The following is a 16631-nucleotide window of genomic DNA, read 5'->3' on the forward strand; positions in this document are numbered from 1 at the left end:
TCCTTCGGGTTACCCTTGCCGAACAGGTTTCTTCTGGTTACTTCAGATTCGAGTTTCCATGCGGTAACCGGCTGAGACCATGGGCTTGACAGTGCGCAAGAACCGGAGCGCGCCGCCGCCGCCGACCTGCGCCCTGACCGAGTGCATGGCGATCATCGCCGGGGCCTGGGCGCCGAACGTGATCTGGCACCTACGCGCCGGCCCGCGGCGGTTCAATGAACTGCGTCTCGACATACCGCCGATTTCCGCGAAGGTGCTGTCGCGGCGGCTCCGGGAGCTTGAAAGCCGCGGCCTGATCACACGCACGCTTCAGCCGACGAAGCCGCCTTCGGTGGAATATGCGCTGACGCCGCTGGGGCGGGAACTGACGCCGGCGCTGGAGGCGATCGTCGAGATCGGACACAAGCTCAAAGGCGCTCGGTCCAAGGCGCCGTGAGCCGAGGGGCCAGCCGTTCGGCCGCCCGAGCCGACGTGTCGCGCGACAGCGACGCTGCTGGGATGATCGAGCGCGAGGCGCGGCCGCCCCGAGAGCCTGTTTATCCGGCTTAGATGAGCCATCTAAGCCGGACAGGCTCCTAAGCCGCCTGCGCCACCAGGGTCTTGATCAGGTCCAGGGTCTGCGGCGAAGACTGCAGCTCGGCGCGGGCTCCCGGGTCTCGGGCCAGCTTCAGGGCCTCGACGCGCGCCTTTTCGGCGACGGGGCCGGTGGGGCCAGCCTCGCCCATGGCCAGCTTGGCCAGCAGTTGCAGGCGATGCGGCAGCGGGGCCGGCGCGCGGACCAGCATGGTCAGCAGGCGCGAGTCGGCCTCGATCAGCGCCCCGATCTCGCCCAGCTTGGCGCAGAGCGGCTCGTGGTCCTCGCGCACCAGGCCCGAGCGCCCGATCGACCGTTGCAGCCCGGCCAGCAGCGTCAGCTTGGCGACCGGGGAATCCGGCCCCTGGCGCAGTTCCTTCTCGAAGCGCAGAGCCTGGATATTGGCGCTGAGCCAACGGGCGGCGCTGCGCTTGTTGACCGCGCCCATGACGTTTTCCGTCAGGCGGATCAGCATCTTGATCTCTTCGTGGGCCGAGCGGTCGCGGCCCAGCAGCGACTCGATGAAGTCGCCGTTCAGCAGGGTCTTCGAGCGCGTGGTGAAGGCGCCCTGGATGTCCTCGGGGGCCAGGATGCGGCCGGCGGCGGCCGTGAGGCTCATGGCCAGGGCGCGCAGGAATTCGATCTCGGCCTCGGCGTCGGCGGGCTTGAGACGGCGCACGCCGTTCAGCTCCTTCAGCACCCGCCCCGCGATCGAGGCGCGGACCGAGGCGAAGGCGTCGTTGGACAGCCAGTCGCCCAGGCGCTTGGCCACGCCCGACAGCTCGGGCATGCAGCCGCGCACGCTGGGCTCGATGCGGATCAGCGCCTCGACGGCCGTGCCGCCGGTCATGCGGATCATGGCCGCCAGGGTCGCGCCCAAGTCGTCCTGATTGTCCAGGAGATCGGCCATGCCGGCGCGCGAGCCGATGATCTCCGATAGCGGCTGCTCGATCGCGGCCAGGGCGGCGGCGCGGGCGCGTGGCTCCTCCGGCGCGGCGTCGGCCAGGTCCAGCAGGCGCGCGATCTTCTCGGACCAGGTCTTGGCCGGGGCGATCGAGGCGGCGATGCCGGCCCCCAGCAGGAAGGCGCGGTCGGGGTCGGCGGCCAAACGTTCGGCGGCCTTGGCGAAGCCTTCCTTGTCCAGGTTGGGCAGATCGCCCTTCTTGAAGGCCTTCGTCAGGTTGGCGATGGTGCGCTCGACCAGGCCCTGGAAGTGGCGGATGACCTCGTGCACGCTCTGGCCGCGCGCCTCGGCTTCCGGGATGGCGATCTTCTGAAGGGCGTGCTGCAGGTCTGTGCCGGAGGCTTCCAGCTTCTCGACCAGGTCGGGCCGGTGCAGCAGTTCGAAGGGCGTGGCCTTGTGCCGAACCAGCCAGCCTTCCAGCAGGCGGCCGATCCTGTCGCGGGCGTGGGCGGTGTAGAGGTCGGCCGGCTGCACGCACAGCGGATCGCGGTTCTCGACTTCCTTCTTGGGCTTGCCGCCGTCGACCATGCCCTTGGTGAAGATGGCGATCGACTTGTATTCGCGAGTCTCGGGGTCCAGCGTTTCCTTGCTGACGCGCACGGCCACCGCGCGCCCCTGGGTCAGGACGTCCTCGGCGGTCTGCAGCGCCTGCGTGCGGATCTCGGTGGCCATCTCGAGCGTCCACTGCGCGCCGGCTCGGCGACGGACAAATAGCTCGTAATGGACTTCGCTCATGTGCGTGACGCGCTCCAATAGTCTTCGACCATGGACCAGAACACTTAAGGTGAGGTTGAAGACGACCGCCCCGCCGCATTGGCGCCATGCTGGAGCCGCAAACGCTCGCCAGAAGCCCTTGGGAAAGCTTTGCCGCGCCACGCGTTGAAGCCTGGGCGAGCGATGTTTAGGATCGCTCGACCTGAAGATCGCCGAGGACAGACGGAAACATATGGCCGCCATCACGCTCATTGACGACGACGAAAACATCGTCGCTTCGGTCTCGCTGGCGCTGGAAAGCCACGGGCACGCGGTGAAGGCCTATTATGACGGCGTCTCCGGCCTGGAGGCCGTCGAGGCCAGCCCGCCCGATCTGGTGATCCTGGACGTCAAGATGCCACGCATGGACGGGATGGAGGTGCTGCGTCGCCTGCGCCAGACCTCCGAGATCCCGGTGATCATGCTGACGTCCAAGGACGACGAGATCGACGAGATCCTGGGCTTCAACCTCGGCGCCGACGACTATATGCACAAGCCGTTCAGCCAGCGGCTGCTGCTGGAGCGGGTGAAGGCCGTCCTGCGCCGGGCGCGTCCGGAAGAGGACCCCATCTCGGCCGCCGATCCGACCGGCGCCAACTCCAAGGTGATGAAGCGCGGCAAGCTGACCCTGGACCCTGCCCGCCACGACAGCCTGTGGGACGGCAAGCCCGTGCGCCTAACCGTCACCGAGTTCCTGCTGCTGCAGGCCCTGGCCCAGCGCCCGGGCTTCGTGAAGAGCCGCGACAACCTGATGGACGCCGCCTACGACGATCAGGTCTATGTCGACGACCGCACGATCGACAGCCACATCAAGCGGATGCGCAAGAAGTTCCGCCAGGTCGATCCGGAATTCGACTCCATCGAGACCCTGTACGGCGTTGGCTACCGTTACCGCGAAGCCTGAGCCGGCGCGCCCCCAGGGGGGCGTCGAGCCCAGGCGGCGCCTGGCCTGGCCGCGCGGTTCGCGGCTGGGCCGGCTGATCATCATCCTGAACGTCCTGGCCCTGGCGATCGTCGTGGTCGGGGCGCTGGTGCTGAACGAGCTGCGCTCGGGCCTGGTCAACGCCCGCATCGACAGCCTGACCACCCAGGGCGAGCTGATCGCCAACGTCATCGACCAGTCGGCGACGGTGGGCGAGCCCGAGCCGGCGCTCGACCCCTATACCGCCAGCGCCATCCTGCAGGTGCTGTTCATTCCCCGCTCGCAGCGGGCCCGGCTGTTCGACGCCCACGGCAAGGTGCTGGCCGACTCGTTCGTGGTCGCCGACCACGTGGACTGGAAGGTGCTGCCCCCCGCCCGCAAGCCCGGCCAGAAGGACCAGGCTCAGCAGAGCCCGCGCGAAAAGGCTCGGGCCGAGCGCGCCCGCCAGGCCCTGGCCGACGAGATCGCCCGCGCCATGAAGGGCCACACCGTGGCCGGCACCCGCGTGTCCGAGGACGGCGACCGGGTGGTGTCGGTGTCGATCCCGATCCAGCACGTCCGCGCGGTGCTGGGGGTGCTGACGCTCGAGGCCGGCGACGTCGACCAGATCATCTCGGCCGAGCGCAAGGCCCTGCTGCCGTTCATCGTCGTGGCCATGATCGCCATCCTGGTGTCCAGCGTGCTGCTGCACCGGCTGATCGCCGTGCCGGTGCTGCGGCTGGCCCGCGCGGCCGACCATGTCCGCCTGCAAGGCGCGCGCGCCATCTCGCTGCCCGACCTCTCAGAGCGCAGCGACGAGCTGGGCGACCTGTCGCGCTCGCTGGAGGAGATGACCCATTCGCTATCCGAGCGGATGGACGCCATCGAGCGCTTCGCCGCCGACGTGGCCCACGAGATCAAGAACCCGCTGACCTCGATCCGCTCGGCCATCGAGACCCTGGACCTGGTCACCGAGCCCGCTCCCCGGGCGCGGCTGCTGGCCATCCTGCGCAACGACGTCAACCGCCTGGACCGGCTGGTCACCGACATCTCCAACGCCTCGCGCCTGGACGCGGAGCTGTCGCGCGAACAGCCCAAGGCCCTGGACCTGGCCAAGCTGCTCGGCGAAGTCGCCGGCCTCTATGACGCCCAGCTGCGTCCCGGCCCGGCCCCGGGCAGCGTGCGCGTGACCTTCGCCGCCGAGGACCCGCGGCCGATGACCGTCCTGGCCCGCGAGACGCCGATCGGCCAGGTGTTCCGCAACCTGATCGACAACGCCCGCTCGTTCAGCCCCGACGACGGCGAGGTGCGGGTCGTCGTGAACCGGGCGCGCGGCAAGGTGACGACGACGGTCGAAGACGACGGTCCCGGGATCCCGCCGGACAATCTGGAGACCATCTTCGAGCGCTTCTACACCTCGCGGCCCAAGGGCCGGGCGTTCGGGGGCAATTCGGGCCTGGGCCTGTCGATCGCCCGCCAGATCGTCGAGGCGCACGGCGGGACGATTCGGGCCGAGAACCGGATGGACCCGGCCACCGGAGCGATCGCCGGCGCGCGATTCATCGTCGAGCTGCCGGACGCGCGCGAATGACCGGCGACGAAGCCGCCCTCGACGTCCGCCACGCCGGGCTGATCGCCTTGCGTCTGGGCGGCCGGTGGCGCGGCGCTCTGATCGAGGGCCCGTCGGGCGCGGGCAAGAGCGATCTGGCCCTGCGCGCCCTCGACGCCGGCTTTCGGCTGGTGGCCGACGATCGCGTCGCGACCTTCGCGTCCGGCGGCAAGCCTTGGGGCAAACCGCCCGCGCCCCTGGCCGGCCTGATCGAGGTGAGAGGGCTGGGCGTGGTCGACGCGGCCGCCCTGCCCTTCTGCGAGATCGCGCTGGCCATCCGCTGCGTCGCCGCGCCCGAGCAGGTCGAACGCCTGCCCGAGCCGCGTTTCGCGCCGGTCGCCGGGGTTTCCGTTCCCGTTTTCGACCTGTGGCCCCGGGAACCCGCCGCGCCCCTGAAAATCAGACGCATGATGCAGTCTCTTGGAGTCGCAACCTAACGGGCGTATCAAGACCGCCCGCGCGATCCTCCACCGGTCGCCGTGGGAATGGGGATCCCGTTTGAGATACAAGGCATGATCGGGCTCGTGATCGTGACGCACGGGCGTCTGGCGGAGGAATTCGTCTCCGCCATGGAGCATGTGGTCGGTCCGCAGGCCGCCGTGAAGGCGATCTGCATCGGCCCCGAGGACGACATGGAACGTCGTCGCTCGGACATCCTGAAGGCCTGCGCCGCGACGGACGTCGACGGCGACGGGGTCATCCTGCTGACCGACATGTTCGGCGGCACGCCCAGCAACCTGGCCATTTCGGTCATGGAGCAGACCAAGGCCGAGGTCATCGCCGGCCTGAACCTGCCCATGCTGATCAAGCTGGCCAGCGTGCGCCAGCGCGAGCCCCTGCAGACCTGCGTCGCCCACGCCCAGGAGGCTGGACGCAAGTACATCTCCGTGGCCTCCTACGTCCTGGCTGGGGAAAAATAACGGCATGACGTCCAGAACGGTCGAGATCGTCAACGAGCGCGGACTGCACGCGCGGGCCTCGGCCAAGTTCGTGAAGATGGCGTCCGGCTATGACGCCGAGGTCACCGTCAGCCGCGACGGCGCGTCGGTCGACGCCCGTTCGATCATGGGCCTAATGATGCTGGCCGCCGGCATCGGCTCGACCATCGACATCTCGGCCGAGGGCCCGGAGGCCGAGGCCGCCGTCGAAGCCCTGTGCGAACTGGTCTCCAACCGCTTCGACGAGGAGCGGTAGGGGGCGAGATAGCGCCCCCTCCGTCACGAGGCTTCGCCTCGCGCCACCTCCCCCGCTTCGCGGGGGAGGAGTTCCCGTCTCATCCTCACCCGCTCGCGGGGGAGGTGGATCGCCGCCGATATAGAGCGTGATAGCCGAAAGTGTGAGCGGTTTCGGCGGCTATCACGCTCTAAATGTTTGATTTAGAGCCTTATTTTTCCGCTCGAATGATTCCATTCGAGCGGATAAGGCTCTAGGCGGCGAGACGGAGGGGGCGCTCCGACGTCGCCCAAACAGTCCGCCCACAACGAAAAGGCCCGGGATCGCTCCCGGGCCTTTCCGTCGTTTAGCGCCGAAGCGCCCGAGGGCTTCGGACGCCTATTGGGCGTCCGCCCGGGCGCTTAAAGCGCCCGAGTCCCGAGTTCTTTCGGACGCCTATTGGGCGTCCGAAAGGGCGATCTCGGCCGGCAGGGGCTCCATGGCGTCCTCGCGCTGCTGGGCCAGCTGTTCGTCGCGCTTGGCGGCGACGCGCTGCAGGCTGCGCAGGTAGGCGCCCGTGCCAGCGGGGATCAGGCGACCCACGATGACGTTTTCCTTCAGGCCTTCCAGCGTGTCGGTCTTGCCGTGCACCGAGGCTTCGGTCAGGACGCGCGTCGTTTCCTGGAACGAGGCGGCCGAGATGAAGCTCTTGGTCTGCAGCGAGGCCTTGGTGATGCCCAGCAGCACCGGCTGGACAACGGCCGGACGGCCGCCGCGGGCGATCGCCTTGTCGTTTTCCTTGTCGAACTCGGGCTTGTCCAGGTGGTCGCCCTTGATCAGGCCCGTGTCGCCCGGCTCGATGATCTCGACCTTTTGCAGCATCTGACGAACGATCGTCTCGATGTGCTTGTCGTTGATCGGCACGCCTTGCAGACGATAGACCTCCTGGATCTCGTCGACGAGGAAGTTCGCCAGGGCCTCGACGCCCAGGATGCGCAGGATGTCGTGCGGATCCGGGTTGCCGTCGATGATGTACTCGCCCTTGGTGATGTAGTCCCCGTCGTGGACGGCGATGTGCTTGCCCTTCGGGATCAGGAATTCGACCGCTTCGGGCTGGTTGCCGTCGGCGTCGACGTCCGGCGTGATCTTGATCCGGCGCTTGTTCTTGTAGTCCTTACCGAATTCGACACGGCCATCCATTTCGGCGATGACCGCGCAGTCCTTCGGACGGCGGGCTTCGAACAGTTCGGCGACGCGCGGCAGACCGCCGGTGATGTCGCGGGTCTTGGCGCCTTCGGTCGGGATACGGGCGATGACTTCGCCCGGCTTGACCTCGTCGCCGTCGGCCACCGAGAGAATGGCCCCCACGGACAGCAGGTAACGCGCTTCACCGCCGTTCGACAGGCGCTTGTACGAGCCGTCTTCCGACAGCACGCCCATGCCCGGACGCAGGTCCGAGCCCCGGGCCGAGGCGCGCCAGTCGGCGATCACGCGCTGGGCGATGCCGGTGGCCTCGTCGACTTCCTCGCGGACGGAGATGCCGTCCACCAGGTCCTCGGCGCGGACGCGACCGCCCACTTCGGTGATGATCGGGGTGGTGTAGGGGTCCCAATCGCCGAGGCGCTGGCCGCGCTTCACGGTATCGCCGTCCTTGACCTTCAGGCGCGCGCCGTAAGGCGGCTTGTAGGTCTCGCGTTCCTTGCCGTCGACCAGGACGCTGACGGTGGTGTTGCGGCTCATGATGACCAGGGCGCCGTCGGCGGCGGTCACGGTCGGACCCATCACGCGGACCACGCCGTCGTTCGACGCTTCGAAGAACGACTGCTCGGCCACCTGGGCGGTGCCGCCGATGTGGAACGTGCGCATGGTCAGCTGGGTGCCCGGCTCGCCGATCGACTGGGCGGCGATGACGCCGACCGCTTCGCCGATGTTCACCGGCGTGCCGCGGGCCAGGTCGCGGCCGTAGCAGGCGCCGCAGACGCCGATCTTGGCTTCGCAGGTCAGGACCGAGCGGACCTTCACCGACTGGACGACCGCCGCCTCGATGGCGTCGGCGATATTCTCGTCGATATAGGTGTCGGCCGGCACGACCAGCTCGCCGGTCGACGGATCCTTGACGTCCTCGGCCGTGAAGCGGCCCAGGACGCGGGCGCCCAGCGAGACCAGCACGTCGCCGCCCTCGACCACGGCCCGCAGGGTGATGCCCTTGGTGGTGCCGCAGTCTTCCTCGACGATGATGCAGTCCTGCGCGACGTCGACCAGACGACGGGTCAGGTAACCCGAGTTGGCCGTCTTCAGCGCGGTGTCGGCCAGACCCTTACGGGCGCCGTGGGTCGAGTTGAAGTACTCCTGAACGGTCAGGCCTTCCTTGAAGTTCGAGACGATCGGGGTCTCGATGATCTCGCCGGAGGGCTTGGCCATCAGGCCGCGCATACCGCCCAGCTGCTTCATCTGGGCTTGCGAACCGCGGGCGCCGGAGTGGGCCATCATGTAGATGGCGTTGATTTCCTTCTCGCGGCCGTTCTCGTCCTTATGCTTCATCTGAAGCTCGGCCATCATCTCGTCGGCGACGCGGTCCGTCGCCTTGGCCCAGGCGTCGACGACCTTGTTGTACTTCTCGCCCTTGGTGATCAGGCCGTCGGCGTACTGTTGCTCGTACTCCTCGGCCAGAGCGCGGGTTTCGGCGACGATCGCCTCCTTCCGCTTCGGGATGATGATGTCGTCCTTGCCGAACGAGATGCCGGCCTTGGCGGCTTCCTTGAAGCCCAGGCCCATCACCTTGTCGGCGAAGATCACCGTCGCCTTCTGACCGCAGTGGCGGTAGACGATGTCGATCAGATTGCCGATTTCCTTCTTGGTCAGCGCCTTTTCGATCAGGCGGTGGCCGATCTGGGGGTGATGCGGCAAGAGGGCGGCGATCTTCATGCGGCCCGGCGTGGTGTCGATCACCTTGCGGACCAGCTTGCCTTCCGAATTCATCTCGGTGTGGCGCGCCTTGATCTTGGCGTGCAGCGAGACGACGCCGGCGTCCATGGCGGCTTCGATCTCACCCAGGTCGGCGAAGATCTTGCCCTCGCCCGGCTCGCCCTCGCGGGCGACCGACAGGTAGTACAGACCCAGGACGATGTCCTGCGACGGCACGATGATCGGGCGACCGTTGGCGGGCGACAGGATGTTGTTGGTCGACATCATCAGGACGCGCGCTTCCAGCTGAGCTTCCAGGCTCAGCGGGACGTGCACGGCCATCTGGTCGCCGTCGAAGTCGGCGTTGAACGCGGCGCAGACCAGCGGGTGCAGCTGGATGGCCTTGCCCTCGATCAGCTTCGGCTCGAACGCCTGGATGCCCAGACGGTGCAGGGTCGGGGCGCGGTTCAGCATGACCGGGTGTTCGCGGATCACCTCTTCGAGGATGTCCCACACCTGCGGCTGCTCGCGCTCGACCATGCGCTTGGACTGCTTGACGGTGCCCGACAGGCCCTTGGCGTCCAGGCGCGCGTAGATGAACGGCTTGAACAGCTCCAGCGCCATCTTCTTGGGCAGGCCGCACTCGTGCAGCTTCAGCTCGGGACCGACCACGATGACCGAACGGCCCGAATAGTCGACGCGCTTGCCCAGCAGGTTCTGACGGAAGCGGCCTTGCTTGCCCTTCAGCATGTCGGCCAGCGACTTCAGGGGCCGCTTGTTGGCGCCGGTGATCACGCGGCCGCGGCGGCCGTTGTCGAACAGGGCGTCGACCGACTCCTGCAGCATCCGCTTTTCGTTGCGGATGATGATGTCGGGCGCGCGCAGCTCGATCAGGCGCTTGAGGCGGTTGTTCCGGTTGATGACCCGGCGATAGAGGTCGTTCAGGTCCGAGGTCGCGAAGCGGCCGCCGTCCAGCGGCACCAGCGGACGCAGTTCCGGCGGGATCACCGGCACCACGGTCATGACCATCCATTCCGGACGGTTGCCGCTTTCCTGGAAGGCTTCCAGGATCTTCAGGCGCTTCGAGAACTTCTTCTGCTTCATGTCCGACGGGTTGCCCGCCAGTTCTTCACGAAGCTTCTCGGCTTCCTTCTCGAGGTCGATCGCCTTGAGCAGGTTCTGGACGGCCTCGGCGCCGATCTCGGCGGTGAAGCTGTCGTCGCCGTACTCTTCCTGGGCGCGCATGTAGTCGTCTTCGCTGAGCAGCTGGTGCTGCTTCAGCGGCGTCAGGCCCGGCTCGGTGACGATGTAGTATTCGAAGTAGAGGACGCGCTCGATGTCCTTCAGCGGCATGTCCAGCATCATGGCGATGCGCGACGGCAGCGACTTCAGGAACCAGATGTGGGCGACCGGCGAGGCCAGTTCGATGTGGCCCATGCGCTCGCGACGGACGCGGGCCAGGGTGACTTCGACACCGCACTTTTCGCAGATGATGCCCTTGTACTTCATGCGCTTGTACTTGCCGCACAGGCATTCGTAGTCCTTGGTCGGGCCAAAGATACGGGCGCAGAACAGACCGTCACGCTCGGGCTTGAACGTGCGGTAGTTGATGGTCTCGGGCTTCTTGATCTCGCCGAACGACCACGAGCGGATCTTTTCCGGCGAGGCCAGCGAGATGCGGATCTGGTCGAAGGTCGGAGCGGCCTGGACCGGATTGAAGATGTTCAGGACTTCCTGGTTCATCTTGGTTCCTTCTGCGGGGATGCCCGCGAAAATATTCCTTGGTGCGCTTCCTCCCCCGCGACGCGGGGGAGGTGGCGGCGAAAGCCGTCGGAGGGGGCCAGCTGGAAGGAGGCCGCGTTAGCCCCCTCCGGCCCTCTGGGCCACCTCCCCCGCGTCGCGGGGGAGGAAAGCCCTTATTCCGATCAGCTGTTCTCCAGCTCGACGTTGAGGCCGAGCGAGCGCATTTCCTTGACCAGCACGTTGAAGCTTTCCGGAATGCCGGCCTCGAACGTGTCGTCGCCGCGGACGATCGACTCGTAGACCTTGGTCCGGCCGGCCACGTCGTCGGACTTCACCGTCAGCATTTCCTGCAGGGTGTAGGCCGCGCCGTAGGCTTCCAGGGCCCACACTTCCATTTCCCCGAAGCGCTGACCGCCGAACTGGGCCTTACCGCCCAGCGGCTGTTGCGTGACGAGCGAGTACGGACCGATCGAACGGGCGTGGATCTTGTCGTCGACCAGGTGGTGCAGCTTCAGCATGTAGATGTAGCCGACCGTGACCGGACGCTTGAACTGCTCGCCGGTCAGGCCATCGTACAGGATCGACTGGCCCGACGGGTTGACCCCGGCCATTTCGAGATGGTTCTCGATGTCGCTCATGCGCGCGCCGTCGAACACCGGCGTGGCGATCGGAACGCCCTTGCCGAGGTTCTTGGCCAGCTCGATCAGCTCTTCCTCGGTGTCCGGCAGCTCTTCGTTCGGACCGTAGATGTCGCGCAGGCGGTCGATGAGCGCCTGCTTCTGACCGCCATGCTGCCAGTCTTCCATCAGGTTGGTGATCTGCTTGCCGAGGTTGGCGCAGGCCCAGCCCAGGTGGGTTTCGAAGATCTGACCGACGTTCATGCGCGAAGGCACGCCCAGCGGGTTCAGAACGACGTCGACGTGCGTGCCGTCGGCGAGGAACGGCATGTCCTCGATCGGCAGGATGCGCGAGATGACGCCCTTGTTGCCGTGACGGCCGGCCATCTTGTCGCCCGGCTGCAGCTTGCGCTTCACGGCCACGAAGACCTTGACCATCTTCATGACGCCCGGAGGCAGTTCGTCGCCGCGCTGCAGCTTGTCGACCTTGTCCTCGAAACGACGGTCGAGACGCTTGCGGTTCTCGTCGAACAGACGGCGCAGGGCTTCCAGCTCGCCCATGGCCTTCTCGTCTTCCAGGGCGATCTGCCACCACAGGCCCGAGGCGATCTGCGACAGACCCTCGGCCGTGATCTCGCCGCGCGACAGGCCCTTGGGACCCGACAGCGCGACCTTGCCGATCAGCAGTTCCTTCAGACGGCCCGAGATGTTGCGGTTCAGGATCGCGAACTCGTCGTCGCGGTCCTTGCCCAGGCGGTCGATCTCGGCGCGTTCGATGGCGAGCGCGCGCTCGTCCTTGTCGACGCCGTGACGGTTGAAGACGCGCACGTCGACGATCGTGCCGGCGACGCCCGGGGGCAGGCGCAAGGACGTGTCGCGAACGTCCGAGGCCTTTTCACCGAAGATGGCGCGCAGCAGCTTTTCTTCCGGCGTCATCGGGCTTTCGCCCTTCGGCGTCACCTTGCCGACCAGGATGTCGCCCGGCTGGACCTCGGCGCCGATCGCCACGATGCCGGCTTCGTCGAGGTTGCGCAGGGCTTCCTCGCCGACGTTCGGGATGTCGCGGGTGATTTCTTCCGGACCCAGCTTCGTGTCGCGGGCCATGACTTCGAATTCCTCGATATGGATCGAGGTGAAGACGTCGTCGCGGACGATGCGTTCGGAGATCAGGATCGAGTCTTCGAAGTTGTAGCCGTTCCAGGGCATGAACGCGACGAGCGCGTTGCGGCCCAGGGCCAGTTCGCCCAGCTCGGTCGACGGACCGTCGGCGATGATGTCGCCGGCGCGGATCTTGTCGCCCACCTTCACCAGCGGACGCTGGTTGATGCAGGTCGACTGGTTCGAGCGCTGGAACTTCGACATGCGGTAGATGTCGACGCCCGAACGCGCGGGGTCGGTCTCTTCCGTGGCGCGGATGACGATACGGGTGCCGTCGATCTGTTCCACGACGCCGGTGCGCTTGGCGATCACGACCGCGCCCGAGTCACGGGCGACGACCGCTTCCATGCCGGTGCCGACCAGCGGGGCGTCGGACTGCACCAGCGGCACGGCCTGACGTTGCATGTTCGAGCCCATGAGGGCGCGGTTGGCGTCGTCGTTTTCCAGGAACGGGATCAGGGCGGCGGCCACCGACACGACCTGGCGCGGCGACACGTCCATCAGGTCCACTGTCTCCTTTTGCAGGAGCGTCGGTTCGCCGTTGATGCGGCCCGGAACCAGGTCTTCGACGATCTCGCCGCCGTCGACCTTGATGTTCGACTGGGCGATGACGTGCTTCGACTCTTCCATCGCCGACATGTAGACGACTTCGTCCAGCGGCTTGCCGTCCTTCACGCGACGGTACGGGCTCTCGATGAAGCCGTACTTGTTCACGCGGGCGTGGGTGGCCAGCGAGTTGATCAGGCCGATGTTCGGACCTTCCGGCGTCTCGATCGGGCAGATCCGGCCGTAGTGGGTCGGGTGCACGTCGCGGACTTCGAAGCCGGCGCGTTCGCGGGTCAGACCGCCCGGGCCGAGGGCCGACAGACGACGCTTGTGGGTGATTTCCGACAGCGGGTTCGTCTGGTCCATGAACTGCGACAGCTGCGAGGAGCCGAAGAATTCACGGACGGCGGCGGCGGCCGGCTTGGCGTTGATCAGGTCGTGCGGCATGACCGTGTCGATGTCGACCGAGCTCATGCGTTCCTTGATCGCGCGCTCCATGCGCAGCAGGCCGACGCGGTACTGGTTTTCCAGCAGCTCGCCCACCGAGCGGACGCGACGGTTGCCCAGGTTGTCGATGTCGTCGATTTCGCCGCGACCGTCGCGCAGGCCCACCAGGACCTTCAGCACGGCCAGGACGTCTTCCTTGCGCAGGATGCGGACCTCGTCCGAGACGTCCTGCTCGAGACGCATGTTCATCTTCACGCGGCCCACCGACGACAGGTCGTAGCGCTCGGCGTCGAAGAACAGCGACTTGAACATGGCCTCGGCGGCTTCCACCGTCGGCGGCTCGCCCGGACGCATGACGCGATAGATGTCGAACAGCGCGTCCTCGCGGATGGCGTTCTTGTCCACGCGCAGGGTGTTGCGCATGTAGGCGCCGACCGTGACGTGGTCGATGTCCAGCACGTCGATGGTGCTGAAGCCTTGGTCGGCCAGGGCCTGGATCGCCGGAACGTCCAGCTCGTCGCCGGCCTCGGCGTAGATCTCGCCGGTCGACATGTTGACCGCGTCGCGGGCCAGGTAGCGGCCCGTCAGGGCTTCCGGCGCCAGCAGCAGGGTCTTCAGGCCGCCGTCGGCGAACTTCTTGGCCTGGCGAGCCGTGATCTTCGTGCCGGCCGGAGCGACCTCCTCACCGGTGTCGGCGTCGACCAGCGGGAACTCCGGCTTCACGCCGCGCCAGCGCTCGGGCTTGTACGGGGTGGCCCAGCCGCCCTCGCGCTTCTCGAACGGGACGACGTCGTAGAAGGTGGTCAGGATCTCTTCGCCGTCCATGCCCAGGGCATAGAGGAAGGTCGTGGCCGGCAGCTTGCGGCGACGGTCGATACGGACATAGACGATGTCCTTGGCGTCGAACTCGAAGTCCAGCCACGAGCCGCGGTACGGAATCACGCGGGCGGCGAACAGCAGCTTGCCCGAGGCGTGGGTCTTGCCCTTGTCGTGGTCGAAGAACACGCCCGGCGAGCGGTGCATCTGCGAGACGATGACGCGCTCGGTGCCGTTGACGATGAAGGTGCCTTTGTCCGTCATGAGCGGGATGTCGCCCATGTAGACGTCCTGCTCCTTGATGTCCTTGACCGAGCGGGCGCCGGTTTCCTCTTCCGTCTCGAACACGATCAGGCGCAGCTTGACCTTCAGCGGCGCGGCGAAGGTCATGTCGCGCTGGATGCATTCCTCGACGTCGTACTTGGGCTCCTCGAACTCATACGAAACGTATTCGAGGACGGCGCGTTCGTTGAAGTCCTTGATCGGGAAGACCGACTTGAAGACCGCCTCGACGCCTTCGTCGCGGCGCTGGCCCGGACGGACCTCGCGCTGAAGGAACTGCTCGTAGGAGGAGCGCTGAACCTCGATGAGGTTCGGCATCTGCACAGCCTCGGGAATGCGGCCGAACGACTTCCGGATCCGCTTCTTGCCGGTGAAGGATTGCGCCATCTTGTTTCCCTGGGCGCGGATGGAGTCCGCGCGTGAGTTCGAATTGCCTTGGCGTCCACCCTCGCCGCTCCCGTGTGGGGAGCCGCGGACGCTGGAATTCCCCTGTCGGGCGACCGGGACCGGAAGCCTGACGGGCGCCCCTTCGCGCTGGTCGGAGGGCGGCTGACCGCGCCTCGGGGCGTAATACGGACGCGCGTAAGCGCTCCGCCGAATGTCTTCGTGAACGCGGGGATATAGGGGAACGGCGCGCGGAAGAAAAGAGGGATTCGTAACGCGCGGTTAAACAGCGAACGGCGGGACGTCCGAGCGTGATAGCCGAAAGTGTAAGCGGTTTCGGCGATTATCACGCTCTAAATGTTTGATTTAGAGCCTTATTTTTCCGCTCGAATGATCCCATTCGAGCGGATAAGGCTCTAGGCGCGTCCCGCCGGATCGATCAGTGGGCGTTGGGCGCCTCGCCCTCGCGGTCCTTGTCGGGCGCGCGGGGCTCGGCGGGCGGCTTGGCGGCGGGCCGAGGCGGCTTGGGCGGCGTATGCTCGGCCAACTGGACGCGGCGCGCCGCTTCGGCCTGGACCTCTTGGCGCTCATGGACCGCCTGGGCCTGACGCGCGGCCTGGGCCTGCTGTTGCTGGGCCTTGGCGGCGGCTTCGGCTTGCTGGCGGGCGACCGCCTGCCGCTGGGCCGCTTGCGCCTGGGCCCGGCGAGCGGCCTCGGCCCGCGCCTGTTGCTGGGCCCTGGCGGAGGCTTGAGCCTGCTGGCGCGCGGCGGCCTGGACCTCGGCGGCCTGGACCTCGGCGGCCTGGACGCGAGCGGCCTGCATCTGGGCCGCCCGGACTTGCGCCGCCTGGACCTGAGCCGCCCGCGCCTGGGCTTGAGCCTGAGCCTGGGCTTGGGCCTGCCGAACCGCCTCGGCTTGCTGACGCGCCGCGGCCTGTTGCTGGGCCGCCCACGCCTGTTGTCGCGCCTGGGCGGCGGCCGCGGCCTGAGCCTGCTGCTGGGCGCGCGCCGCCGCCTGGGCCTGCGCCCAGGCTTGGGCTTGAGCTTGGGCCTGCTGTTGCCGCGCCTGGAGCTGGGCCAGGCGCGCCGCGTCGGCCCGCGCCTGCTCGGCCTGAGCTTCCGCCTCGCGGGCGGCCTGCGCCTGCTGAGCCTGCTTTTGCTGACGCCATTGCGACTCCCAGGCCGCCTGTTCGGCCGCGTGGGCCTGGTCGCGGGCGATCTGGGCGGAGACCTGGGCGGAATAGGCCGCGCGCTCGGCCCGCTCCGCCTCCCACCGGGCCTGTTCCTGCTGGCGATGCGCGTCGCGCCAGGCGCGCCAGTCCTCGTCGCGCGCCTGCTGGTCGGCCCAGGCCCGCTGCTGGGCCATCAGGTCGTCGCGCCGCTCGCGCCAGGCCTCGGCATAGGCGGCCTCGCGCTGCTCGTGCACGGCCGCGAAATAGAGCCCGGCGGCGCGCAGGGCGTAGCGCGCGGCGCGCTCGGCGGCGTCGCCGTCCGGATCGATCGGCCGCCCGACGCTGTCATAGACCACCGCCAGCCGCCCCTGGTCATAGCCATAGGCGTACTGGGGGTCGCGCACCAGGAACGGCTGGTCCGACCCGGCCTCGTAATAATAGACGCGCTGCCCCTCGGGCGTCGGCTCGACCATCCGGTAGTCGCCCGACTGGGAGCGCCAGATCCACGGCCGCTCGCCCTGGTAGGGCACGGTGTAGTCCGGCGGGCTGTCGACGAAGGCGTCGCTCATCGCATAGGCGCGATCGATATAACGGTAGCAGTCTACTCGT

General features: G+C 67.4%; 9 protein-coding genes and 1 pseudogene. 6 read left to right on the plus strand and 4 right to left on the minus strand.

Features of this window, described 5'->3' with window-relative positions:
* The first annotated feature begins 79 nt into the window (after nucleotides 1-79).
* On the plus strand, nucleotides 80-436 hold the full coding sequence (locus tag OR37_RS19165) for a winged helix-turn-helix transcriptional regulator (protein WP_004624055.1): 357 nt from the start codon (nucleotides 80-82) through the stop codon (nucleotides 434-436).
* 139 nt (nucleotides 437-575) lie between these two features.
* On the opposite strand, the gene OR37_RS19170 is transcribed toward OR37_RS19165, so the two are convergent.
* Nucleotides 576-2273, minus strand: a complete 1698-nt coding sequence (locus tag OR37_RS19170) for a hypothetical protein (protein WP_004624057.1) — start codon at nucleotides 2271-2273, stop codon at nucleotides 576-578.
* 211 nt (nucleotides 2274-2484) lie between these two features.
* Between OR37_RS19170 and OR37_RS19175 the strand changes: the two genes are divergently transcribed.
* The 5 genes from OR37_RS19175 to OR37_RS19195 all read left to right on the plus strand — a co-directional run bounded on the left by OR37_RS19175 (nucleotide 2485) and on the right by OR37_RS19195 (nucleotide 5995).
* Nucleotides 2485-3195 (plus strand): response regulator transcription factor, encoded by a 711-nt coding sequence (locus OR37_RS19175; RefSeq protein WP_004624059.1) that lies wholly within the window; start codon nucleotides 2485-2487, stop codon nucleotides 3193-3195.
* Entirely contained in the window at nucleotides 3170-4783 is a 1614-nt protein-coding gene (locus OR37_RS19180; RefSeq protein WP_004624061.1) for a sensor histidine kinase, read from the plus strand. Before OR37_RS19175 ends, OR37_RS19180 begins: the two co-directional genes overlap by 26 nt.
* A complete protein-coding gene (locus tag OR37_RS19185; protein WP_004624062.1) occupies nucleotides 4780-5238 on the plus strand; it encodes an HPr kinase/phosphorylase in 459 nt (152 codons plus the stop codon). The genes OR37_RS19180 and OR37_RS19185 overlap by 4 nt, the downstream gene beginning before the upstream one ends.
* Before the next feature lie 75 nt (nucleotides 5239-5313).
* A complete protein-coding gene (locus OR37_RS19190; RefSeq protein ID WP_004624065.1) occupies nucleotides 5314-5721 on the plus strand; it encodes a PTS sugar transporter subunit IIA in 408 nt (135 codons plus the stop codon).
* Nucleotides 5722-5725: 4 nt separating this feature from the next.
* Nucleotides 5726-5995 carry an HPr family phosphocarrier protein gene (locus OR37_RS19195; RefSeq protein ID WP_004624066.1) on the plus strand — a complete coding sequence of 90 codons (270 nt, stop codon included), beginning with the start codon at nucleotides 5726-5728 and terminating at the stop codon, nucleotides 5993-5995.
* Nucleotides 5996-6409: 414 nt separating this feature from the next.
* Here the strand turns inward: OR37_RS19195 and rpoC are convergent, their stop codons facing one another.
* From rpoC to OR37_RS20850, 3 genes and pseudogenes are all read right to left on the minus strand, one after another.
* A complete protein-coding gene (rpoC, locus tag OR37_RS19200) occupies nucleotides 6410-10600 on the minus strand; it encodes a DNA-directed RNA polymerase subunit beta' (RefSeq protein ID WP_004624068.1) in 4191 nt (1396 codons plus the stop codon).
* Between the two features lie 182 nt (nucleotides 10601-10782).
* A complete protein-coding gene (gene rpoB / locus OR37_RS19205) occupies nucleotides 10783-14853 on the minus strand; it encodes a DNA-directed RNA polymerase subunit beta (protein WP_004624070.1) in 4071 nt (1356 codons plus the stop codon).
* Nucleotides 14854-15289: 436 nt separating this feature from the next.
* Nucleotides 15290-16631 (minus strand): annotated as a pseudogene (locus tag OR37_RS20850) (hypothetical protein); the annotation flags it as partial.

It is taken from the genome of Caulobacter vibrioides OR37 (assembly GCF_000372645.1).
Classification (GTDB): domain Bacteria; phylum Pseudomonadota; class Alphaproteobacteria; order Caulobacterales; family Caulobacteraceae; genus Caulobacter; species Caulobacter vibrioides_E.

Excerpts from the sequence above, each read along its gene's own strand:
- OR37_RS19190 (WP_004624065.1), top strand. The coding sequence starts at position 5,314 with ATGATCGGGCTCGTGATCGTGACGCACGGGCGTCTGGCGGAGGAATTC.
- OR37_RS19165 (WP_004624055.1), top strand. The coding sequence starts at position 80 with ATGGGCTTGACAGTGCGCAAGAACCGGAGCGCGCCGCCGCCGCCGACC.
- rpoB (WP_004624070.1), bottom strand. The coding sequence starts at position 14,853 with ATGGCGCAATCCTTCACCGGCAAGAAGCGGATCCGGAAGTCGTTCGGC.
- rpoC (WP_004624068.1), bottom strand. The coding sequence starts at position 10,600 with ATGAACCAGGAAGTCCTGAACATCTTCAATCCGGTCCAGGCCGCTCCG.
- OR37_RS19185 (WP_004624062.1), top strand. The coding sequence starts at position 4,780 with ATGACCGGCGACGAAGCCGCCCTCGACGTCCGCCACGCCGGGCTGATC.
- OR37_RS19195 (WP_004624066.1), top strand. The coding sequence starts at position 5,726 with ATGACGTCCAGAACGGTCGAGATCGTCAACGAGCGCGGACTGCACGCG.
- OR37_RS19175 (WP_004624059.1), top strand. The coding sequence starts at position 2,485 with ATGGCCGCCATCACGCTCATTGACGACGACGAAAACATCGTCGCTTCG.
- OR37_RS19170 (WP_004624057.1), bottom strand. The coding sequence starts at position 2,273 with ATGAGCGAAGTCCATTACGAGCTATTTGTCCGTCGCCGAGCCGGCGCG.